Origin of the sequence: Bradyrhizobium sp. URHA0013 (assembly GCF_000518345.1) — a bacterium.
GTDB lineage: Bacteria > Pseudomonadota > Alphaproteobacteria > Rhizobiales > Xanthobacteraceae > Bradyrhizobium.
Window position 1 is genome coordinate 702,491 of the sequence record NZ_KI912426.1, and the last position, 16,000, is coordinate 718,490.

At 65.4% G+C, this 16,000-nt stretch carries 14 protein-coding genes; 6 read left to right on the forward strand and 8 right to left on the reverse strand.

Annotation, left to right across the window (positions count from 1 at the left end; genetic code table 11):
* The first annotated feature begins 1 nt into the window (after position 1).
* A complete protein-coding gene (locus N551_RS0123850; RefSeq protein ID WP_027569032.1) occupies positions 2-3,118 on the forward strand; it encodes an efflux RND transporter permease subunit in 3,117 nt (1,038 codons plus the stop codon).
* Positions 3,119-3,127: 9 nt separating this feature from the next.
* Here the strand turns inward: N551_RS0123850 and N551_RS0123855 are convergent, their stop codons facing one another.
* The 6 genes from N551_RS0123855 to N551_RS0123880 all read right to left on the reverse strand — a co-directional run bounded on the left by N551_RS0123855 (position 3,128) and on the right by N551_RS0123880 (position 8,771).
* Positions 3,128-3,754: a LysE family translocator gene (locus tag N551_RS0123855; protein ID WP_027569033.1), complete on the reverse strand. Its 627-nt coding sequence runs from the start codon at positions 3,752-3,754 to the stop codon at positions 3,128-3,130.
* A 200-nt stretch (positions 3,755-3,954) separates the two neighbouring features.
* On the reverse strand, positions 3,955-4,917 hold the full coding sequence (locus N551_RS0123860; protein WP_027569034.1) for an amidohydrolase family protein: 963 nt from the start codon (positions 4,915-4,917) through the stop codon (positions 3,955-3,957).
* Positions 4,918-4,968: 51 nt separating this feature from the next.
* On the reverse strand, positions 4,969-5,526 hold the full coding sequence (locus N551_RS0123865) for a hypothetical protein (RefSeq protein ID WP_027569035.1): 558 nt from the start codon (positions 5,524-5,526) through the stop codon (positions 4,969-4,971).
* 25 nt (positions 5,527-5,551) lie between these two features.
* A complete protein-coding gene (locus tag N551_RS0123870; RefSeq protein ID WP_027569036.1) occupies positions 5,552-6,982 on the reverse strand; it encodes a TolC family outer membrane protein in 1,431 nt (476 codons plus the stop codon).
* Between the two features lie 184 nt (positions 6,983-7,166).
* Entirely contained in the window at positions 7,167-7,946 is a 780-nt protein-coding gene (locus N551_RS0123875) for an enoyl-CoA hydratase (RefSeq protein WP_027516881.1), read from the reverse strand.
* Positions 7,947-8,108: 162 nt separating this feature from the next.
* Positions 8,109-8,771, reverse strand: a complete 663-nt coding sequence (locus N551_RS0123880) for a hypothetical protein (RefSeq protein WP_027569037.1) — start codon at positions 8,769-8,771, stop codon at positions 8,109-8,111.
* A gap of 288 nt (positions 8,772-9,059) precedes the next feature.
* Between N551_RS0123880 and N551_RS0123885 the strand changes: the two genes are divergently transcribed.
* On the forward strand, positions 9,060-9,605 hold the full coding sequence (locus tag N551_RS0123885; RefSeq protein WP_027569038.1) for a sigma-70 family RNA polymerase sigma factor: 546 nt from the start codon (positions 9,060-9,062) through the stop codon (positions 9,603-9,605).
* A gap of 2 nt (positions 9,606-9,607) precedes the next feature.
* Positions 9,608-10,246 (forward strand): NrsF family protein, encoded by a 639-nt coding sequence (locus N551_RS0123890; RefSeq protein ID WP_027516884.1) that lies wholly within the window; start codon positions 9,608-9,610, stop codon positions 10,244-10,246.
* Between the two features lie 10 nt (positions 10,247-10,256).
* On the opposite strand, the gene N551_RS0123895 is transcribed toward N551_RS0123890, so the two are convergent.
* Positions 10,257-11,360, reverse strand: coding sequence for a DUF2336 domain-containing protein (locus N551_RS0123895; RefSeq protein WP_027569039.1), 1,104 nt, complete (start codon positions 11,358-11,360; stop codon positions 10,257-10,259).
* A gap of 63 nt (positions 11,361-11,423) precedes the next feature.
* On the reverse strand, positions 11,424-12,581 hold the full coding sequence (locus N551_RS0123900; protein WP_027569040.1) for a GGDEF domain-containing protein: 1,158 nt from the start codon (positions 12,579-12,581) through the stop codon (positions 11,424-11,426).
* Positions 12,582-13,014: 433 nt separating this feature from the next.
* On the opposite strand from N551_RS0123900, the gene N551_RS0123905 reads away from it, so the two are divergent.
* From N551_RS0123905 to N551_RS0123915, 3 genes are read left to right on the forward strand one after another with little or no spacing between them, the layout of a single operon-like run.
* Positions 13,015-13,584, forward strand: a complete 570-nt coding sequence (locus N551_RS0123905; RefSeq protein WP_007593582.1) for a sigma-70 family RNA polymerase sigma factor — start codon at positions 13,015-13,017, stop codon at positions 13,582-13,584.
* Positions 13,581-14,276, forward strand: coding sequence for a hypothetical protein (locus N551_RS0123910; protein WP_027569041.1), 696 nt, complete (start codon positions 13,581-13,583; stop codon positions 14,274-14,276). The genes N551_RS0123905 and N551_RS0123910 overlap by 4 nt, the downstream gene beginning before the upstream one ends.
* A gap of 15 nt (positions 14,277-14,291) precedes the next feature.
* On the forward strand, positions 14,292-15,998 hold the full coding sequence (locus N551_RS0123915; RefSeq protein WP_027569042.1) for a S8 family serine peptidase: 1,707 nt from the start codon (positions 14,292-14,294) through the stop codon (positions 15,996-15,998).
* Positions 15,999-16,000 lie beyond the last annotated feature (2 nt).

Here is a 16,000-nt window from a genome sequence, read left to right on the forward strand (position 1 = left end):
AATGGATCGCCTCGTCGCCCTTGCCGTCAACCGGCGCTTCCTGATGGTCGGGATGTTCGTTGCCGTGCTCATCGGCGGCCTGATCGCGTTCAACCAGCTCAACATCGAGGCTTATCCCGATCCGACCCCGCCGATGGTCGACATCGTGACGCAGAGCCCGGGGCTGTCGGCGGAGGAGATCGAGCGCTACATCACGATTCCGATCGAGACCCAGGTCGCGGGTCTGAAGAACGTGACGACCATTCGCACCATCTCGCTCTACGGCCTCTCCGACGTCAAACTGCAGTTCTCCTTCGCCTACACCTATGACGAGGCGTTGCAGCAGGTCTTGAACCGCCTGGCGCAGCTCGCGCCGCTGCCCGGCAACGTGCAGCCGCAGATCTCGCCGCTTAGCCCGATCGGCGAAATTTTCCGCTACCGTCTCGTCGGTCCGCCGAACTACAGCGTGCTCGACCTCAAGACCATCCAGGATTGGATTCTCCAGCGGCGCTTCCGTGCCGTGCCCGGCGTGATCGACGTCACCGGCTGGGGTGGCAAGAGCAAGACCTACGAGCTCCAGGTCGACTTCAACAAGCTGGTCGCCAACGGCCTGACGCTGCCGCAATTGCTCCAGGCGGTCGGCAATTCCAACGTCAATGTCGGCGGCAACACCGTCAATATCGGTCAGCAATCGGCCGTGGTGCGCGGCGTCGGCCTGATCCGCTCGATCGACGACCTCGCCAACACCATGATCTCGCAGACCAACGGCAATCCGGTGCTGGTCAAGGACGTCGCCACCGCCACCGTCGGCCAGAAGCCACGTCTCGGCATTGCCGGCCTTGACGAGGCGGACGACATTGTGCAGGGCATCGTCCTGATGCGCCGTGGCGAGCAGAGCTCGCCAACCATCAAGCGCGTCCACCAGCTCGTTCAAACCATCAACGAGTCCAGCATCCTGCCGCCCGGCGTGCGCATCGAACGCATCTACGACCGCGGCGACCTGATTGAGCTCACCACCCACACCGTGCTGCACAACATGGTGGTCGGCATTCTGCTGATCGTGCTGCTGCAGTGGATCTTTCTCGGCGATCTCCGCAGTGCGCTGATCGTCGGCGCCACCATTCCGTTCGCGTTGTTCTTCGCGGTGATCATCCTGGTGCTGCGCGGGGAATCGGCGAACCTGCTGTCGGTCGGTGCGATCGATTTCGGCCTGATCGTCGATGCCACCGTCATCATGGTGGAGGCGATCTTCCGGCGCCTGACGCAGACGACGCCGATGTCGGAATCCGAGCAGATGTCGTCCGAGACGCTGTTCGGCATGAAAAGCCACGCCATCCTCAGCGCGGCGGCCGATGTCTCCCGTTCGATCTTCTTCGCCGCGGCGATCATCATCGCGGCCTTCCTGCCGCTGTTCACGCTCTCCGGCGTCGAGGGCAACATCTTTGGGCCGATGGCGCGCACCTATGCTTACGCGCTGGCCGGTGGACTGCTTGCGACCTTCACCGTCACCCCGGCGCTGTCCGCGATCATCCTGCCCGCGCATGTCAGGGAGACCGAGACCAAGGTGATGCTGATCCTGCATCGGATCTACATGCCGGTGCTGCATTGGGCGGTCGCCAACCGCGGCATCATGCTCGGTGGCGCGTTCGGCCTCGTGCTGATGACGGTTGCGCTCAGCCGGTTGCTTGGCCTCGAATTCCTGCCGAAGCTGGAGGAGGGCAATCTCTGGATCCGCGCCACGCTGCCGCCGACCATCTCGCTCCAGGAAGGCAACTCCTACGTCAACGAGATGCGCAAGGTGATCCGCGCGCGGCCTGAAGTGGAATCCGTGGTGTCGCAGCACGGCCGCCCCGATGACGGCACCGACGCCGCCGGCTTCTTCAACGCCGAGTTCTTCGCGCCGCTCAAGCCCGCCAGCCAATGGCCCGGCACCCGCGACAAGGAAGAGCTGACCGCGCAACTGCTCAAGCAGCTCGACGATCGCTTCCCCGGCGTCGAGTTCAACTTCTCGCAATATCTCCAGGACAACGTCTCCGAAGCCGTCTCCGGCGTGAAGGGCGAGAACTCGATCAAGCTGTTCGGCAGCGATCTCCAGGCGCTGACCGACACCGCCAACAAGATCAAGTCGGTGCTGTCAACCGTGCAGGGCGTCACCGATCTTGCGGTGTTCACCTCACTCGGGCAGCCGACCATCCAGATCGACATCAACCGTGCCAAGGCCGCGCGCTATGGCCTCGCGCCGGGTGACATCAACGCCACCATCAAGGTCGCGATCGGCGGCGACACCGCGGGAGACATCTACGAGGCGGGAAGCGACCGCCACTTCCCGATCATCGTTCGTCTCGCGCCGGAATTCCGCAGGAGCGCCGAAGCGATCCAGAATTTGCGGATCGGCGCGCCCGGACCAAACGGCACCGTCACGCAGATCCCCCTGAGCGAGGTCGCCAGCATCAGCCTCGTCTCGGGTGCGGCCTACATTTATCGCGAGCAGCAGGAACGCTATCTGCCGATCAAGTTCTCGGTGCGTGAACGCGACCTCGGCAGCGCCATCCGCGAGGCGCAGCAGAAGATCGCCGATCAGGTGCAGCTGCCGCCCGGCGCGCACATGGACTGGGTCGGAGAATTCGGCAATCTCCAGGACGCGATCCGGCGATTGTCGATCGTGGTGCCGATCTCGCTGGCGCTGATCGGCGTCCTGCTCTGGTTCAATTTCGGCTCGATGACCGACACGCTGCTCGCCATGAGCGTGATCCCGATGGCGATCTTCGGCGGCGTGCTCGGTCTTTTGATCACCGGCACCGCCTTCAGTGTCTCGGCGGCGATCGGCTTCATCGCGCTGTTCGGTATCGCCGTGATGGACGGCATCATCATCCTGTCGCAGTTCAACCAGCTCATCGAAGAGGGCATGGACCGCATGAGCGCGGTGATACGCACCGGCGAATTGCAGCTTCGGCCGGTGCTGATGACCTGCGTCGTCGCCGGCATCGGCCTGTTGCCGGCCGCGCTGTCGGAAGGCATCGGCTCGCAGGTGCAGAAGCCGCTCGCGGTGGTCGTGGTAACAGGCATGATGCTCGCGCCGATCGTGATCCTGGTGACGCTGCCGGTGTTGATCTCCTTCTTCTCCCGCCGCGCACGCTGACGCCGCCAATCACAGCATCCGCTGCGCGATCCGCACCAGCATCATGGTCCCGAGGCCCAGCAGCATCAGGCTGGCCAACCGACTGCTCATCGACAGCATGCGCGGCGTCAGCCGTGATCGCGCCGTTGCCACGATCGTGCTGAGCACGGTCCACCAGATCGCGGAACCGACGAAGACACCGGCGATCAGCGGGGCTGCCGCGGCCTGCATGGAGAAGGCGTGCAGCGCAGCCAGAAACAGGATGACGGTCAGCGGATTGGTGAACCCAAGCGCGATGGCGCTGAGATAGGCGCGCGCCAGATGCACGTTGTCGATGTCGTCGGTCGCCTGGAGTGCGACCGAGCCGCGATGGGTTCGGATCGCGAACCACAGCAGTGTGAGCGCCGAGACGATGCCGAAGCTGGCGGCATTGGCCTCGACCCAGGGCTGTGCAAGCGAGCCCAGGCCCAAAACCGCGAGGGCGCTGTAAGTGAGATGCACGGTCGCGGCGCCGAAGCCGGTCGCGAGGCCCGTGGCCATGCCTGATGCCAATGTGCGCTGAATGCACAGCATGCCCATCGGTCCGATGGGGGCGGCGACGGTGAAACCAATTCCAATGCCGGAAAAAAGCGCGGCAAGATAATGCGATAAAGGCATGCACCCGCACGAACAAATGAAATCTGTGCGTGTGGGTAGCCCCGAAAATGAATCGCCGCCTCAACCAGAAGGGTGAGAAACGAGCGAGAGCACAAACACGTTCGTGTGAGTCCAAGGAGTTTGTACCTTCGCGACAACAGTTCCACACTTCACTGTGGAACTGTGTCGCGGTCGTTGAACCGCATTGCGCCTGTCGCGACTCAGAACCCGTAGAGTTGCGCCGGGTTGTCGACCAGGATCTTCTTGCGCACATCCGCATCCGGCGCCCACACCGGAAGCTGGTTGAGCAGGCGGCCGTCGTCGATCTGGTAGAGCGGCGCGACGTCGGTGGCTTTGCGTCCCTCGACACGGCTCGAATCGGGATGCGGCCAGTCCGTGCCCCAGACGATGCGGTCCGCATTCGCCGCGATCAGTGCGCGGGCATAGGGCACCATGTCCTGATAGTCGGGCGCGAGCTTCGAGGAGCGATAGGCGCCGGAAATCTTGACATAGGCCTTGCCGGATTTCACCAGCGCGACCAGGTCGGCAAATCCCGGCTGCTCCAGCCCAAGCGAAGCCTCGAGGCCGCCGAAATGGTCGAATACAACGGGTACTGGCGCCGTCTCGACGAGGTCCTTGATTGCCGAGATCATGGGGAGCGTGGTGTAAAGTTGCACGTGCCAGCCGCGCGCCTTCATGCGCTCGACTGCGGCGGTGAAACGCGGCCGACCGACATTGGGATCGTTGACGCCGCCGGTCGCAAGATTGAGGCGGACACCGCGAAAGCCGTCTGCCTGCATCGCGTCGAGCTGGGCCTCGGTCGTTTTGTCGTCGATCACGGCCACTCCGCGCGCGGCCGCGCCGCGCGCCTTCATGCCGAACAGGGTGGAGGCGTTATCGGTGCCGTAGACACTCGGCGTCACGATCACAACGCGCTCGATATGCAGCGCCTTGTGCAACGCGGCCATTTCCTCCGGCGAAGCCGGCTCCGGCGTGTAGACGCGGCCCGCGAAGAACGGAAATTTTTCGACATCGCCATGGATGTGGGTGTGACAGTCGCAGGCATGGGCCGGGACGTCGAAATTGACTGGCGTCGCGGGCTGCGCGGCACGTGCGTGGGCTTTGTTGGACATGGCAACTCCGGCGGCAAGGGAGGCAAGCAGGACGCTGCGTCGGCTGAGCATGGTTTCTCTCCCCGTTTTGTTATTTGGCGGTGGCGTCGGGACAGTATCACATCAGCCCGGCAGCCGCTGCGCTTCGCTGCATAGCTGCTCGACGAGGTCCGCAAGCGGGCGTGAGCCGTCGACGCGCACGACCGGGCAGGGCAGCTTCGCGAGCCACGCTTCATCTTTTGCGAGACTGCGGCCGTCGCGATCGCCGGCTTCGTAGTGCGAGGCCCAGTCGACGAACGACTCCGCCTCCTCATGACGCCAGCCGCCCTGTGCGACGGCATCCGCTCCGAAATGCGTAGCCTCGCGGTCACGCAGGCGCTGCAAGCGAAGCTCGCGCGGCGTCGTCACAAAGACGACGAGATCGAAGAATGGGACGAGCTCGTCGCCCCAGCCGGTGACGGTTCCGCTCAGCACCCAATCGAGCCGCGGCAAAAACATCTCGCGCATCAAGCGCAAACGCTCGGCGGCAGGGCGTGTCGTCTGGTAGGGCGGCGCCGTCGGCAGCCAGAAATAATCATCGCTGTCGTGATGCGGCAGCGCAAGCCTGCCGGCGAGCGCGCGACCGATCGTCGTCACGCCGGAGCCGGAGGCTCCCATCAGATGGATGCGGCGGCTTTTCATCGGCACCAAGGCGGACGATTTGAAGCTACTGCCCGGACGGCGTGCGCAGACCGTGCCAGGCGTCGCGGACTTGCTGGTAGTGCACCTCGGGCAGATAGTCCGGCGTGTTCAGGCTCAAGGTCTTGACGTCGAGATGGCCGACGGCGCTGAGCAGCGTGTAGGAGGCGATTACGCGGTCGCGATTGGCGCCGATCAGGCGGGCCTTGGCCTGGATCAAATCGGCCTGCGAGTTCAGCACATCCACCGTCGTGCGCTGTCCACCGGCGGCCTCGCGCTGCACGCCCTGGAGCGCGACGGTCGCCGCCTTCACTTCGGACTCCGAGGCCGAGACCGCAATCTTGGCGCCTTCGTTGGCAACCCACGCGCTGACCGCCGCCGTGCGCGCCTGGTTGCGCACCTGGTCGAGCACGAGCCGGCTCTGCGCCGTGATCTCCTTGGCCTGCCGGGTCTGTGCGGCGGCCTGGCCGCCGTCGTAGATCGGCACGGTGACATTCGCGACGATCGAGGCCTGATCTTCGGCGAAGGTGCCGAGCGTCGGGTCGTTGTTGCGGCTCTTGCTGGCGCTGCCCTGGACGCTGGCGCTCGGCAGCAGCGCGCCTTCGGCGACGCGGATGTTGGTGGAGGCGACATCAACGTCGAAGCCCGCCGCCATCACCGCCGGGTGCTGGCGGATCGCCATCGTCAGCGCGTCTTCGCGGCTCTTCGGCAGATAGCGGTCGACGACTTCGGCGGCGCGAAGCTGCGACGGCGCATTGCCGATCACCTGCGCGTAGATCGCCTGGCTCACCGCCAGCGCGACTTCGGCGGCGTTGAGATCGGAAAGTCCGCGGTTGAGCCGCGCCTCGGCCTGAGCGCTGTCGGTCGGCGTGACGTCGCCGGCGTTGAGGCGCCGCTGGGTGACCGAGAGCGTTTCGCGCAGGAAGGCGACGTTTGAGCGCTGCGCCTCGACCAGCGACTGGTTGGCGAGGACATTGGTGTAGGCGGTGACCGCGTCGAGCAGCACGCCCTGGCCGACGTTGCGCAGCGCCTCGCGGCCAGACTGCACCTGGAGTTCGGCGGCGCGCACGTTGTTGGCGGTGCGGAAACCGTTGAACAGGGTCTGCGACACGGTGACGCCGATGATCCATGGCTTCAGATTGGCCGTCTGGATGGTGTTGTCGGGCAGCAGATTGCGCACCGATTGCAGCCCGGCGCTGAGGCTTGCCACGATCTGTGGCCGGTAGCCGGCGAGCGCCTGCGGCACGTTCTCGTCGGTGGCCCGCTGCCGCGCACGTTCGGCATTGAGCTGCGGATTGGTCTGGTAGGCCTTGGCGAGCGCCTCCGGCAGCGCTTCCGCCCGTGCGGCGGAGGGCAGGGCGCAACAGAGCGCAAGCGTGGTCCATGTCGCGAGCACAGGAGCCACGCCCGATCGATGCCGCGCCATCACGCGACCAGCTCTGGCGGCACGCCCAATCATGTAATCCGCAAATCCTGGCTGTCCGCCCCCGCCGACGGCGGCTCTCTTAACTGTTTAACCAGCCGAGGTCCCGCAGGCAAACTGCCGCGGGGGAAACCCCCATCTATTCCGTGCTTGTTGCAGCTACATCACAGGGATTCTGCGGGAAAGGCAGAGTCTTACACCAGCCTGACCGCTCGCCTCCTTACCGGTTCTTGTTCACCGGCTTCCGCTTCTCGATGAACGCCGCCATTCCCTCGGAGCGGTCCTCCAGCGCGAAGGTCGAGTGGAACAGGTTGCGCTCGACGCTCATGCCCTCGGCGAGCGTGGTCTCGAAGGCGCGGTTGACCGCTTCCTTGGCCATCGCGACCGCGGGCCGTGACATCGCGGCGATCTTCTCGGCCGCGGCCATCACCTCTTCCATCAGCTTGTCGGCCGGCACGATGCGGCTGACAAGGCCGCTGCGCTCGGCTTCGGCTGCATCCATCATGCGGCCGGTGAGGCAAAGGTCCATCGCCTTGGACTTGCCGATCGCACGGGTCAGGCGCTGGGTGCCGCCGATGCCGGGGATGGTGCCGAGGGTGATTTCGGGTTGGCCAAATTTGGCGGTGTCGGCGGCGATGATGAAGTCGCACATCATCGCGAGTTCGCAGCCGCCGCCGAGGGCATAACCCGCGACCGCGGCGATCGTCGGCTTGCGGCAGCGCGCGACCCGATCGCCGCCGATCGCGGCAAAATCCTCCGAGAACATGTCGATGAAGCCTTTCGGCTGCATCTCCTTGATGTCGGCGCCGGCGGCAAATGCCTTCTCGCTGCCGGTCACGACGATGCAGCCGATGGCGTCATCGGCTTCGAGATCGTCGACGGCCGCGGCGATCTCGCGGAAGACGCCAAAGGAGAGTGCGTTGAGCAGCTTCGGCCGATTCAGCTTGATGATGCCGACCGCGCCTTTGCTTTCGACGATGATGTGTTCGAACGTGCTCATGCTCCACCCACGCTTTTGGTTGAGCGGGCAATGTGCCCGCTGGCGCGGTGGGCTTCAAGAGGCGCTAAAGCCATCGGAGCAGGAACGGCCGGAACACGCGGCGAGATGCGCGTTCCGGACGAGGTCCCGCGGGCCGGCGATCAGGCCGTAATCAAGCCAAAGTCACGCCATGAACATGCGCGCGGCGGAGGCCAGCGTCAGCAGCGTGCCGACGCCGATGAAGATCTTTCCGATCAGGGAGCTCTGGTCCCAGGCCGAGCTCTGCTGGCTGCTTGCCATCACCGGTGCCGGACGCGGCTGCGCGTCGATTGCGGCAATCACCGCCTTCTGCGCCGGCGCGTTGTCCTGTTGCAGGGCGCGGTCGATATCGTTGAGCTGATCGGGTGCGACGACCTGGCTATCGGGGTTCGGGGCGGCGGTATTATCGGCCGCGGCCTGGACGTTGTCGTTGGCCCGGCCGGTCATTGCTGAGGCGGCAGCCGCGGTCGGCGTATCGGCGGCGAGCTGCGCATTGGCGTTGGCGACTTCCGGCGGCATCTGGCTCGAGGCCGGGACCTCACGAGTGTCTGCCTTCGCCTCGTCGGCCGTTGCCGCGGCGTCCTTCTTGTCGGCCTTGTCGTCGGATTTCTGCGCCGTCTTGGCGTTGTCGCGGTGGCGCGACGTGTGACGCCGCTGCTTGCTCGGCTTGACCTCGTCCGCCTGTTGGCTCGCATTGTCCGACTTGCTGCTAGCGGCTGAACTCGGCGCCGCCTGTGCAACGCCCCCGAACAGCACCAAAAGCCCGGCCAGGAGAATCAGGGCCGCGCGCCCGCTGGCTTTCATCATGTTGACATCTCCCCAAGTCCGCCCGTCCCGGACCGAACAGAGACCCTGGCGCGTGACGACAGCGGGGCAAAAAATGGGAATCTTCGGGCCACACCGGGCAAAAGCGCGGCAATCCCTTGCCGTCGCGGCCGGCCGCGGGTGCGTACGGGACCGATCGGTGTTATGAGCCGTCGCAGATCCTGACGGCCGTATCGGTTGCGTGGCCAAGCATGATCACGAATTCGTGATCATGCTGCCGCCGGCGTAACAAACTGAAAGAACGGCCGAATTGCATGGTGAGGGGCGCGCGTGCGCGGACGTGAGGACGAGTGGACCGACCTGATGCGGTCGGCCATGGCAGGCGATGACGCGGCGTATCATCGTCTGTTGAAGGCGGTCACGCCTGTGCTGCGCGCTGCCGCGAGGCGCGGCCTGGCGCGGGCCGGGCAGCCTCCCGACCAGGCCGAGGATATCGTGCAGGAGATTCTGTTGGCGGTGCATCTGAAGCGGCACACCTGGGACAGCGAAGCCCCCTTCGCCCCGTGGCTGTTTGCGATCGGCCGCAACAAGCTGATCGACATGCTGCGGCGACGGGGCAGGCGGATCTTCGTCAACATCGACGATTTCGCCGAGATCCTGCCGGGCGAGGCGCCGCAGGAGACGGTCTCGGCCGGCGAGGTCGCCAGCCAGCTCAATACGCTGCCGCAACGCCAGCGCGACGTGTTGCAGTCGATCGCGGTCGACAGCACCTCGATCAAGGACACGGCGGCGAAGTATTCGATGAGCGAGGGCGCGGTGCGGGTCGCGCTGCATCGCGGACTTGCGGCGCTGACAGCCAAACTGCGGGACCACTAGTCATGGATACCGATCAACTCATTCGCTCGCTCGCGGCCGACAACGCCCATCGCCCGCCGCGCGTCGGCGCGGTGCTGACCATGGCGCTGCTGGTCGCCGCGCCGCTGTCGATCCTGATCTTCGCCACCTTCCTCGGTGTGCGTCACGACGTGATGAGCGCGATGCGCAACCCGTTCTTCGACATGAAGTTCGCGGTCACGCTGTCGCTCGCGATCCCGGCGATCATCGTCAGCCTGCATCTGTCGCGTCCCGAAGCTTTGCTGCGTGGCTGGGGCTGGCTGCTGCTGCTGCCCGTCGGGCTGCTCGCGGTGGCGATCGGCAGCGAGGCGATGATGGCGCCGGCCATGCCGATGACGATGCGTTTGATGGGCAAGAATTCCAGGGTGTGCCTGTTCGCAATCCCCGCGATGTCGCTGCCGCTGCTTGCGGGGGCCCTGTTCGGCCTGCGCCACGGTGCGCCGTCGCACCCCGCGCTCGCCGGTGCGCTCGCCGGCCTGGTGTCGGCGGGCCTTGCCGCGACGCTGTACGCCTCGCACTGCACCGATGACTCGCCGCTGTTCGTCGCGACCTGGTACACGCTCGCCACCGCGTTGGTGACGGCAATTGGCGCGCTGGTGGGGGCGAGGGTCCTACGCTACTAGCTCGTCTGCTTCACGCCACCGGCGCCGCGCCCTGCTGCATGCGGTGGAAGCGCAGCACCTGCTGCGCGGTCGAGCTGCGCAGCGCCTCGTAAGCGTCGCGCAGCGTCAGCATGTCGGTCTGCGGGCCGCCTGAGAGCTTCTCGCGCAGGGCGATGATGGCGCGGACGCTCGACCATTGCATGGCCGCGACCTTGGCGAGGATCATCACGCCCTCGACCCGGCTTTCGATCATCATGGTCTCGGCGGTCTCGACTGCGACGCCCGCAAGCGCCGCGAGCCCCGCATTGGTCTCGTCGAACTTGCCCTGCTCTGCGAAGGTGGCGACCTGGAGTTCGGTCAGGCGGCCGTCCTCGTGCAGCGACTTCACCAGCGCCCGCGCCATCTCGGTCTGCCGGGTCGTGGTGGCGGCGCGGATCCGCTGAGCCGCTTCCTGGACCACGCTGGACACGTCGTCCGCGAGCTCCGGATGCGCGGCCTCCAGCTTCCGGCGCACGGTCAAGGAGGCCTTCGCGACCAGCTTCAAATAATGATGGCGGGGCAGGTCGGCCCGCAGGCCGATGCAGCTGGCGAGGTCGTCGTCACGTTCGGCGCGGGTCACGAGGTCGGCGAGACTTCCCTCGGACAGTTGCGCGCCCGGATTGCTGACGGTCGATTGCACCACGTCCTCGTTGCCGCGGGTCACCAGCACGTCGGTCAGCGCTTCCGACAGCACCCGCCGCAGCGAGATCGCCTTGAGATGGTCCTGGCCCCTGGTGCGTGCGATCTCCATCAGGGTCGCCTCGTCCAGCCGTTCGGATTTCGACAGTACCGGGCCGGAAACCTCGATCACCTCGTCGAGCGCGAGTGTGCGGATGATCTTCGGCGGCGCAGCCGCGATCGATGCGAGGCGGTCGGCGAGCAGCGCCCTGGCGGACGTCTCGATCCGCTCGATCAGGCATTGGAACACGTCGTCGAACACGCGGACGTGGTCGTCGGAATAGTCCACCGCGTTGCCCACGAACAGATCGGTGACGCGGCGCAACGTCTCGACCCGGTGCGCAACGGTGCCGTGCGAGAGCGCAGTTTGCAATTCCTCGAGCAGACTCTCGGATGATTTTACGGCTTTGGATCTCATTGCCCTATCCTGGAGCGTTCGGCCCGGCCGCGGCTTCTGTCGCGCCGGGAGAAAATGGATTGGTCAGCTCGTTGCAATGCGGTTGCGCCCCTGTGCCTTGGCGGAATAGAGCGCGCTATCGGCGCGCACGAGAAACGTGTCGGCAGTATCGTTGTCGCGTAGCGTCACGACGCCCGCGGAAATGGTCACGCGCATGCCCGGGGAGAATGCGCTCCAGTCCAGATCGGCGACGATGCCGCGCAGCCGATCGAGCATGCGTGACGCCGCATCGCCGTCCATCCCTGGCAGCAGCAGCAAGAATTCCTCGCCGCCGTAGCGGCCGAAGCAGTCGGCCGGGCGGATGTTGGCGAAAATGGTGATCGCGAAGGTGCGCAGCACCTCGTCGACGACGGGATGGCCATGGGCGTCGTTGATGCGCTTGAACCAGTCGAGATCGATCAGCGCGATCGCGCAAGGGGTCGACGTCTGCCGCGATTTTTCGATCTCGGCGTCGAGAAGCCGCATGATACAGCGGCGGTTGTAGGAGCCGGTGAGCTCGTCGAGCTCCGCCAGTTCCTCGATGCGCCGATAGGCGGCCTTCAGCTCGATGCTGCGCCGGTACAGGATTTTGCGCAACGTGGCGCCGAACAGGCCGAGGAAGGCGCACTGGCCGATCACCAGCACGAAGCACAGCATCGATGCCGCCCGTTGCAGCTGGGTCGTAACCGGCAGTCCGATTGGCAAGTCCGAGGCGAGGAAGACCAACGCGAGCCCGCAAGTGGTGAGACCCCAGGTGAGCATTGCCTGGCTCGATGTCATACGAAGCGTGCCGAAGGCGAAGATCAGAAACAGCACGGCCAGGAACGCGACTCCGACTGTCGGCACCGCGAGCAGGAACAGCAGCTGCAGCGTCATATGCGCCGAGATCTGGAAGACGGTGAGGTAATGATCCTCGAACCGGTCGCCGAAGCCCGCTTCCGATAGCACGGTGAAGGTACCGATGATCAGTAGGCCGCTGAGCCAGAACAGCGACGGAACGTCCATGGAGATCACGCCGTCAAAGGCGTAGAGCAGCAGGACGGAGGCGCCGAGCGAATAGCTCGCCACCTGGCCGACATACATCTGGCGCCGCTGCCGGATCCGGCGTGCCAGGACCTCGGGTGCCGCTGCCTCGGTCGTCAAGGCGAGATCCGCGGCCTCAGCGGCATTCCTCTCGGGAAAGGACGTCGCAGCCGTGCTCATGGTCCCGCCAGTGGTGGATGTCAGCTCAAAAATCTACGTCGCAAGCCTTTAGGTTTGGTATCCTTCGAAACCGAATCCACGCTGTGCAGCGGGCAGCAGGGGACGTCGATCGCTCCAGGAATTTGCCGGCGATTAGGCATCGTGTGCGACGGGGTCGAGCCAAAGCAGGGCTTCGGAAGACATATGTCGTGCTAGGCTGCTAAGGTTCCATGCACGTCGGGCCGTCTCTACTGGGACGGCATTGCTCAGGAAAGTGCTTCATTACTATGTTACCGTTCTTGAGCGAGGCGCCCAGCTGCGGGTGGCAACAGGAAATTTCGCGTATGTGGGGTAGATCACACAGCCTCCCGTATGACTGCGGTAGGCTGAACAATTTTACCCCTCCCGTCGAACCGTCTGCCGCATCGACCCGACCAACCTTGCGAGACGGTCTTTGAGCGTGACACAAGCGGCTTCGGACGAGATCCTGATCGCCAGGATCGCTCAAGGTGACCGGCTCGCCATGCAGGTGCTGTACGGGCGGCACCATGTCAGGGTGTATCGGTTCGGCCTCCGGCTCGTGCGGGACGAGCAGGCGGCGGAAGACCTCATCAGCGAGGTGTTTCTCGACGTCTGGCGTCAAGCCGGCAAATTCGAGGGCCGATCCGCCGTTTCCACCTGGCTGCTGGCCATTACCCGATTCAAGGCCCTGTCTGCGCTTCGGCGCAGGAAGGATTTTGAGTTGGACGACGACGCCGCGAACGCGATCGAGGATACGTCCGACAATCCGGAAACGGCGGTGCAGAAGAAGGATACCAGTGAAGCGTTGCGGGAGTGTCTGACGGGCCTCTCGCCGGACCATCGGGAGATCGTCGATCTCGTCTACTACCACGAGAAATCCGTGGAAGAAGTGGCCGAAATCGTTGGCATCCCGGAGAACACTGTGAAGACGCGCTTGTTCTATGCGCGCAAGAAATTGGCCGAACTGCTGAAAGCAGCCGGCATTGAGCGAGGCTGGCCATGATGGCTTTGAGCAAGAAGATGCTGGAGCAAGAGCCCGGTGAAATTGAACTGCTGCTGCCGTGGCACGCCGCCGGCACGCTGAACCCGCGCGATGCGCGCCGCGTCGACGAGGCGCTGGCGCGCGATCCCGAGCTCGCGAAGCAATATGCCGCGATCCGCGGCGAGTATGAAGAGACCATCCATCTGAACGAGAGCCTGGGGGCTCCGTCGGCGCGTGCGATGCAGAAGCTGTTCGCCGCGATCGACGCTGAGCCTGCGCGGGCGGCCGGTTCGCTGCCGCTGTCGGCGCGCATCGCCACCTTCTTTGCGAGCCTGTCGCCGCGCACTCTGGCCTGGTCGGCGAGCCTTGGCGCCATCGCGCTCGTGCTGCAGGCCGGAATCATCGGCGCCGTGTTGACGAAGACCCAGACTGCGACCTTCCAGACTGCTTCGCTCTCGACCAGCGCTCCGATCACCCGCGACCTCGGCACGACCGTCCCGCCAGCGCGCGCGCTGGTACGCTTCACGCCCGAGGCGCGCGTCGCCGATATCACGGCATTGCTCGACGGCTACCAGGCTTCGATCATCGGTGATGCCAAGGGCGGTATGTTCCGCCTCCAGTTCGACAAGGCGATGAGCCGTGACGAACTCACCTCGCTGCTTGGCAAGATGCAGCGCGAGAAGTTCGTCAACCTCGCCGTCGCAGCGCCGTAAGGCGCTTCCAAACCAATGACGCGCAAGTTTGAAAGTAGAGTAAGAGCGGGGGCCTGCGCTTCGTCGGTCGCAGCCGCGCTTCTGCTCGCCGCCTGTCTCGGCGTCGAGGTTGCGCAGGCGCAGGCGATCATGCGCACGCCGACGATCAGCGTCCCCTCCCGAATGCCGACGATTTCTCCTGGCATCGCCGCACGCGTCAGTCCCGGTGTTGCCGCCAGAGCGGTGGCCGTCGGCCGCGGTCCCGGTCCGATTGTGACGACGAGGATTTCGGCGCGGACGGGGCCGACGCCGGTGCTGCCTTATGCGCGCTACTCCCCGAACCTCTATCCCGCCTGTACCGCGCCCGATCGCGACGCCGCCGGCGAATGCCTGGCGCAGCAGAACGCAGGCGGCGATGGCTCGGGCAAATCGGGCAAGAAGACCGCCGGAAAGGGCCGCGGCAACAACACGCCCGTCGCCGCGGATTTGCGCACCTTTGCCGGCGAATTTGTCGCCGAGATCGACGGCGGGCTGTCGTTGAGCCAAGCCGACGAGCTTGCGCGTCGCCATGGCCTGACGCGCGTGTCCTCCGAGAATTTTCCGCTGATCGGGGCGACGTTCGGACTGTTCCGCATCACCGACGGCCGGCCCTCCGCGACGGTGCGGCGTGAATTCGCGGCCGACGGCAGCGTGCGTTCGGTCCAGCCGAACTTCCGCTACCTGCTTCAGGACCAGAAATCGTCGGTGCCGACCGAGGGAGATCCCGCGCAATATGCGCTGGCGAAGCTCCGCCTGCCGCAGGCACATACTCTCGCGCATGGCGCCAATGTGACGGTCGCCGTGATCGACTCCGGCATCGACGTCCAACATCCGGAACTTGCCAATTCCATTGCCGACAATTTCGATGCGCTTGGCAGCGCCGAGGGCCCGCACATTCACGGCACCGGCATTGCCGGCGCCATCGTGGCCCATGCCAAGCTGATGGGCAGCGCGCCCGAGGCGCGCCTCATCGCGATCCGCGCCTTCGGCGGCACCACCGGCGGGGCCGAGAGCTCGTCCTACATCATCCTGCGCTCGCTGAACTATGCCGCCGAGCACGGGGCCCAGATCGTCAACATGAGCTTTGCCGGTCCGAAGGATGCGGTGATCGAGCGGGCCATCGCGGCGACCGCCGCGCGTGGCCTGGTGCTGATCGCGGCCGCCGGCAACGCAGGCGCGAAGTCTCCGCCGCTCTATCCGGCCGCCAATCCCAACGTGATAGCGGTCAGTGCGACCGACCAGCAGGACAGGCTGTTCACCGCCTCCAACCGCGGCAACTACATCGCGGTCGCGGCCCCCGGCGTCGATATCTTCCTGCCGGCGCCTGACGGCAAATACCAGATGACGTCGGGCACCTCGTTCTCGGCCGCCTATGTCTCCGGCGTCGCGGCGCTGCTGCTCGAGCGCAACTACGCGTTGAAGCCGGAAGCGCTGCGCACGACCCTGGCAAAGACGGCGCGTGACCTCGGTTCACCCGGGCGTGACGATCTGTTCGGCGATGGCGAGGCCGACGCGTTTGCCGCGGTCATGGCCGTTCCCGCCGCCGGCGCGACGCCGGTCGCGGCCGCGTCCGGTACAACAAAACGTGAAGATATCGAGAAGCGTCGCGACGGGCCTGGCATTCGCGCATTAGAGCAACCTTCGTTGTCGAGCACCGAGGATAAAGCCACGGTTTCTCAAGCGGATAAGCCGACGACGCGATAGCG

Excerpts from the sequence above, each read along its gene's own strand:
- N551_RS0123895 (WP_027569039.1), bottom strand. The coding sequence starts at position 11,360 with ATGAGATCCAAAGCCGTAAAATCATCCGAGAGTCTGCTCGAGGAATTG.
- N551_RS0123870 (WP_027569036.1), bottom strand. The coding sequence starts at position 6,982 with ATGATTGGGCGTGCCGCCAGAGCTGGTCGCGTGATGGCGCGGCATCGA.
- N551_RS0123865 (WP_027569035.1), bottom strand. The coding sequence starts at position 5,526 with ATGAAAAGCCGCCGCATCCATCTGATGGGAGCCTCCGGCTCCGGCGTG.
- N551_RS0123890 (WP_027516884.1), top strand. The coding sequence starts at position 9,608 with ATGGATACCGATCAACTCATTCGCTCGCTCGCGGCCGACAACGCCCAT.
- N551_RS0123915 (WP_027569042.1), top strand. The coding sequence starts at position 14,292 with ATGACGCGCAAGTTTGAAAGTAGAGTAAGAGCGGGGGCCTGCGCTTCG.
- N551_RS0123850 (WP_027569032.1), top strand. The coding sequence starts at position 2 with ATGGATCGCCTCGTCGCCCTTGCCGTCAACCGGCGCTTCCTGATGGTC.
- N551_RS0123900 (WP_027569040.1), bottom strand. The coding sequence starts at position 12,581 with ATGAGCACGGCTGCGACGTCCTTTCCCGAGAGGAATGCCGCTGAGGCC.
- N551_RS0123880 (WP_027569037.1), bottom strand. The coding sequence starts at position 8,771 with ATGATGAAAGCCAGCGGGCGCGCGGCCCTGATTCTCCTGGCCGGGCTT.
- N551_RS0123910 (WP_027569041.1), top strand. The coding sequence starts at position 13,581 with ATGATGGCTTTGAGCAAGAAGATGCTGGAGCAAGAGCCCGGTGAAATT.
- N551_RS0123855 (WP_027569033.1), bottom strand. The coding sequence starts at position 3,754 with ATGCCTTTATCGCATTATCTTGCCGCGCTTTTTTCCGGCATTGGAATT.
- N551_RS0123875 (WP_027516881.1), bottom strand. The coding sequence starts at position 7,946 with ATGAGCACGTTCGAACACATCATCGTCGAAAGCAAAGGCGCGGTCGGC.
- N551_RS0123860 (WP_027569034.1), bottom strand. The coding sequence starts at position 4,917 with ATGCTCAGCCGACGCAGCGTCCTGCTTGCCTCCCTTGCCGCCGGAGTT.